6 protein-coding genes are annotated in these 5,174 nt (G+C 71.4%); 1 reads left to right on the top strand and 5 read right to left on the bottom strand.

Annotation, left to right across the window (positions count from 1 at the left end; genetic code table 11):
* Nucleotides 1-31 precede the first annotated feature (31 nt).
* Nucleotides 32-1,174 (top strand): sensor histidine kinase, encoded by a 1,143-nt coding sequence (locus SACHA_RS0113365; RefSeq protein WP_019810585.1) that lies wholly within the window; start codon nucleotides 32-34, stop codon nucleotides 1,172-1,174.
* Between the two features lie 108 nt (nucleotides 1,175-1,282).
* Here SACHA_RS0113365 and SACHA_RS0113360 read toward each other — a convergent pair whose 3' ends face one another.
* The 5 genes from SACHA_RS0113360 to gap are packed head-to-tail and all read right to left on the bottom strand — an operon-like array spanning nucleotide 1,283 to nucleotide 4,970.
* Nucleotides 1,283-1,624: an RNA polymerase-binding protein RbpA gene (locus SACHA_RS0113360; RefSeq protein ID WP_019810582.1), complete on the bottom strand. Its 342-nt coding sequence runs from the start codon at nucleotides 1,622-1,624 to the stop codon at nucleotides 1,283-1,285.
* A gap of 55 nt (nucleotides 1,625-1,679) precedes the next feature.
* Nucleotides 1,680-1,910 carry a preprotein translocase subunit SecG gene (gene secG / locus SACHA_RS0113355; protein ID WP_007026858.1) on the bottom strand — a complete coding sequence of 77 codons (231 nt, stop codon included), beginning with the start codon at nucleotides 1,908-1,910 and terminating at the stop codon, nucleotides 1,680-1,682.
* A 58-nt stretch (nucleotides 1,911-1,968) separates the two neighbouring features.
* The gene (tpiA, locus tag SACHA_RS0113350; RefSeq protein WP_019810580.1) at nucleotides 1,969-2,754 is read right to left on the bottom strand and encodes a triose-phosphate isomerase; all 786 of its coding nucleotides are present in this window, start codon (nucleotides 2,752-2,754) and stop codon (nucleotides 1,969-1,971) included.
* Complete coding sequence (locus tag SACHA_RS0113345; protein ID WP_198010148.1) at nucleotides 2,754-3,956, bottom strand: phosphoglycerate kinase; 1,203 nt, start codon at nucleotides 3,954-3,956, stop codon at nucleotides 2,754-2,756. Before SACHA_RS0113345 ends, tpiA begins: the two co-directional genes overlap by 1 nt.
* 9 nt (nucleotides 3,957-3,965) lie before the next feature.
* Nucleotides 3,966-4,970 carry a type I glyceraldehyde-3-phosphate dehydrogenase gene (gene gap / locus SACHA_RS25475; protein ID WP_019810576.1) on the bottom strand — a complete coding sequence of 335 codons (1,005 nt, stop codon included), beginning with the start codon at nucleotides 4,968-4,970 and terminating at the stop codon, nucleotides 3,966-3,968.
* Nucleotides 4,971-5,174: the final 204 nt, after the last annotated feature.

The raw sequence follows: 5,174 nt of genomic DNA, 5'->3' as shown, positions 1-5,174 counted from the left end.
CCGGCCACCCGCGGCCCCGCCCCACGGACCGGTGCGGCGGCTGGTGGACCAGCTGATCGGCACCGACCCGGACACCCAGCGCCGCCCGGCCGTGCCGGGATGGGCACTGGACATCACCTTCGTCGTGGTCGCGCTGCTCGACGTCTGGCTGGTGGTGCCGGACGAGGCACCCCCGTACACGGTGTGGCTGTCGGCCGCGAGCTGCGCGGCGCTGCTGCTGCGCAGACCGCTGCCGTTCCTCGCGCTGCTGTTGGCGGTGCCGGGGTTCTTCGCGGGCTGGGCGCAGCTCGCGGTCATGTTCGCCCTCGGGTCCCTGGCCACGCGCAAGCAGTGCCACTGGCACGTGTGGGTGGGCGCGGCACTGGTGTGGTGCTGCCGGTTCGTGCTCTGGCCGTGGTCGGAGATGCTGGCGCTGAGCTGGCGGATGCACGTGCTGGACGCGATCTACGGCGTCATCGTCGCGGGAATGCCGGTGGCGATCGGACTGCTGATCGGCGCCCGGACGGAGCTGGCCACCCGGCTGGCCGAGCTCGCGGCGAGCCGGGACCGCGAACGGCAGCTGCACGCCCAGGCGGTGCGCGCGGAGGAACGGGCCCGGTTGGCCCGGGAGATGCACGACGGGGTCTCGCACGACATCACCCTCATCGCGATGCAGGCCTCGGCACTCTCGGCGGCCGGTGCCGACGACGAGTCCCGGCGCACCGCGGCCACCATCCGCACCCTCAGCACCCGCACGCTGGAGGAACTGCGCACCCTGCTGGGGGTCCTGCGCTCGGACGCGGAGGACGGACCGTCACCGGACCTGCGGGATCTGGACGACCTCGTGCGGAACGCGGATGTGCCGGTGCGGCTCACGGCCGACGACCTGCCGGACACGGTGTCCGCGCAGGTGTCGGCGGCGGCGTACCGCACGGTCCAGGAATGCCTGACCAACGTCCGCAAACACGCTCCGGGCGCCACCGCGCACGTGGACGTGACCACCTCGTCCGAACAGGTGCGGGTGGAGGTGCGCAACGAGGCACCGTGCTCCCCCGCGGAAACCCCGCTGCCCTCGGGCGGCGGGTACGGCCTCGCGGGCCTGGCCGAACGCGCCCGCCTGCTGGGCGGCGACGTCGACACCGGCAGGACCCCGGACGGCGGCTTCCGCGTCCGCGCCCACTACCCCGTCACCTGACCGACGGGGTGTGCCGTGAAGGACCCCTTCCCTGCCCCGGACGCCGTGAAGGACTCCTTCGCTGCGTCACACGCAGGGAAGGAGTCCTTCACGGCACCAACCGGTGCGTCAGGGCTCGCGGCGGCGCCGGATGCGGTCCAGGGCCTCGGCGAGGATCGCCTCGCCGTCGGCGTCGCTGCGGCGTTCCCTGACGTACGCCAGGTGCGACTTGTACGGCTCCACACGCGGAGCCGCGGGCGGGTTCTGCTCGTCCTGTCCCGCGGGGAGTCCGCAGCGCGGGCACTCCCACTCCCCCGGCGTCTCCGCGTCCACCGCGAACGACGGCCGGGATTCGTGCCCGTTGGCACACCAGTAGGAGATCCGGCGACGCGGGGCGGCCTCCCCCCGCTCCGCCTCGCCGGACGGACCCGCGCCGATGCGCGTGCCCCGTATCGCGTGACCGCCAACCATGATCTCGTCACCCCACCAGTCAGTTGACGTACCCGCGCCGGGCACGCCGCGTCGATCAGAGTTTCACGAGCAGGCCGAGTCCCACGATGGCGATCATCCAGACCGCCCCGAGTCCGAGTGTCATGCGGTCCAGGTTCTTCTCCGCCATGCTCGACCCGGACAGACTCGACTGCATCCCGCCACCGAACAGGGACGAGAGCCCGCCGCCGCGGCCCCGGTGCAGCAGCACCGCGACGATCAGCAACACGCTGGAGACGATCAACAGGATTTGCAGGAACAGCTTCATGTCATCCTCTGTGTACTGCGGGTGGCGGAACTCCAGGGTACCGCAGACGGTATCCCCGTCAGGGTAGTGGGCCGCCCGCGGCGAGCGCGCACAGCTTCGTGAACTCGTCGCCGTCGAGACTGGCCCCGCCGACGAGCGCACCGTCCACGTTGTCGCACTTGATCAGCTCGGCGATGTTGTTCGACTTGACCGAGCCACCGTAGAGCACCCGTACCTGCTCGGCGAGCTCGGCGCCGTACTTGCTCTCCAGCGCCGACCGCAGCGCCGCGCAGACCTCCTCGGCGTCCGAGGGGGTGGCGACGCGCCCGGTTCCGATCGCCCACACCGGTTCGTAGGCCACCACGACGTCGCGCACCTGCTCGGCCCTGAGCCCCTTCAGGCCCTCGATCAACTGGCCGGTGGTGTGCCCGATGTGGTCGCCCGCCTCCCGCACGTCGAGGGACTCCCCGACGCACAGGACGGGCGTCAGCTCGTGCTTGAACGCCGCGCGCACTTTGGAGTTCACGACGGCGTCGGTCTCGCCGTGGTGTTCCCGACGCTCGGAGTGGCCCACGACCACCCAGGAGCAACCCAGCTTGGCCAGCATCGCCCCGGACACGTCCCCGGTGTGGGCGCCCGAGTCGTGCGGCGAGAGATCCTGCGCACCGTAGGTCAGCAGGAGCTTGTCGCCGTCCACCAGTGTCTGCACGCTGCGCAGGTCGGTGAACGGCGGCAGCACGGCCACGTCGACCTTCGAGTAGTACTTCTCCGGCAACGAGAAGGCGATCTTCTGCACCAGGGCGATGGCCTCGAGGTGGTTGAGGTGCATCTTCCAGTTGCCGGCGATCAGCGGCTTGCGGCTCATCACTGCTCCTCACTCAGCACGGCGACGCCGGGCAGCTTTCGGCCCTCCAGGTACTCCAGCGAGGCGCCCCCGCCGGTGGAGATGTGCGAGAAGCGCTGTTCGTCGAGTCCGAGCACCCGGACCGCGGCGGCGGAGTCCCCGCCGCCGACCACGCTGAACGCGTCCGCGTCCGCGATCGCCCCGGCCACACCCCGGGTGCCCTCGGCGAACGGCGCCATCTCGAACACCCCCATCGGGCCGTTCCAGAACAGCGTCCGTGCCGACGCGATCGCCGCGGCGAACTCGGCCACGGTCTCGGGCCCGATGTCGAGCCCCATCCAGCCTTCCTCCAGCGCCGTGGTGGCCACCGTGCGGGTGTTCGCCTCGGCCGAGAACGCGTCGGCGGCCACGACGTCGACCGGCAGCACGAGCTTGCCGCCCGCCTCGGCCAGCAGCCGCTCGCAGGTGCCGACCATGTCCTGCTCCAGCAGCGACGAACCCACTCCGTGGCCCTGCGCGGCGAGGAAGGTGAAGCACATGCCGCCGCCGATGAGCAGCCGGTCCACCTTCGGCAGCAGCGCCTCGATCACCGCGAGCTTGTCGGAGACCTTGGAGCCGCCGAGCACGACGGTGTAGGGCCGCTCCGGATCGCCGGTCAGGGTCCGCAGCACCTCCAGCTCGGACAGCACGAGGCCGCCCGCGTAGGCGGGCAGTTCGCGCGCCACCTCGTACACCGAGGCCTGTTCGCGGTGCACCACGCCGAAACCGTCGGAGACGAACGCGCCACCGGGGCCGGTCAACGCGGCGAACTCCCGGGCGAGTTCGCCGCGCTCGTCGGCGGACTTACTCGTCTCCCTGGGGTCGAACCGCACGTTCTCCAGCAGTGCGACCTGCCCGTCGCCGAGCCCGTCGGCCACCGACCGCGCACCCGTGCCGACGACGTCGCCCGCGAGCGGGACGTCGTCGCCGAGCAGCTCACCGAGCCGGTCCGCGACCGGACGCAGCGAGTACTTCGCCTCCGGGGCCCCTTTCGGCCTGCCGAGGTGCGCGGTCACGAGCACCCGCGCGCCCGCCCCGGTCAGCCGGGAGATCGTGGGCAGGGCCGCCCGCACCCGGCCGTCGTCGGTGATCCGGTCGCCGTCCAGCGGGACGTTGAGGTCGGCGCGCACGAGCACGCGCCGCCCCGCCACGCCCTCGCCGATCAGATCGTCGAGAGTCTGCACCGGCATGGTTCAGGACAGCTTCGAGCCGACGAGCCTGGCCAGGTCCGCGAGGCGGTTCGAGTAGCCCCACTCGTTGTCGTACCAACCGACGACCTTGACCTGGTTGCCGATCACCTTGGTCAACGGCGCGTCGTAGATGCACGAGGCCGGGTCGGTGACGATGTCACTGGAGACGAGCGGCTCCTCACTGTAGCGGAGGATGCCGGCGAGCGGCCCCTCGGCGGCGGCGCGGTAGGCGGCGTTGATGTCGGAGACCGAGGCGCTCCGGGACAGCGTGACCGTGAGGTCGGTGGACGAGCCGGTCGGCACCGGCACGCGCAGCGCGTAGCCGTCGAGCTTGCCGTTCAGCTCCGGCAGCACCAGACCGATCGCCTTCGCGGCGCCGGTGGAGGTCGGCACGATGTTCAACGCGGCCGCACGGGCCCTGCGCAGGTCCTTGTGCGGGCCGTCCTGCAGGTTCTGGTCGGCGGTGTAGGCGTGCACCGTGGTCATCAGGCCCTGCTCGATGCCGAACTCGTCGTGCAGCACCTTCGCCAGCGGCGCCAGGCAGTTCGTGGTGCAGGAGGCGTTCGAGATGATCGTCTGCGAGCCGTCGTAGGCGGAGTCGTTGGCCCCGAGCACGACGGTGAGGTCCTCGTTCTTCGCCGGCGCGGAGATGATCACCTTCTTCGCGCCCCCGGCGAGGTGGGCCTTCGCCGCCTCGGCGTCGGTGAAGAAGCCGGTGGACTCCACGACCACGTCGACGCCGAGGTCGCCCCACGGCAGCTTGGCCGGGTCCTTCTCGGCGAGAGCCTTGATCGTCTTCCCGCCCACGACGATGCCCTCGTCGTTGGTGGTGACCTCCTCGCTCAACCGGCCCAGGACGCTGTCGTACTTGAGCAGGTGCGCCATCGTGGCGACGTCACCGAGATCGTTGAAGGCGACCACCTCGACGTCCTGGCCGCTCGCCTGCACGGCGCGGAAGAAGTTGCGGCCGATCCGGCCGAAGCCGTTGACGCCTACGCGAACCGTCACTGCTCTACTCTCCTCGGGGGGCTCGGCCCGGGCTCGGCCCGGGCTGACACTCGTCGGGTTCACCCGCCACCCTAGCGCGTTGGCCGGGGCCTCCCCGGAATACCCCGGCGGGAGACGCGGCCCACCACGCACGACCGGCGGAATCGATAAAGAACCGGTCACGCGCTGCCGCCACACCCCGGCCGGGGGCGCGCCGTGGCGCCC

Origin of the sequence: Saccharomonospora halophila 8 (assembly GCF_000383775.1) — a bacterium.
In the GTDB taxonomy this organism is placed as follows: Bacteria; Actinomycetota; Actinomycetes; order Mycobacteriales; family Pseudonocardiaceae; genus Saccharomonospora; species Saccharomonospora halophila.
The sequence above is the reverse complement of the archived record's forward strand: the minus strand, read 5'-3'. Positions and strand labels throughout refer to the sequence as shown.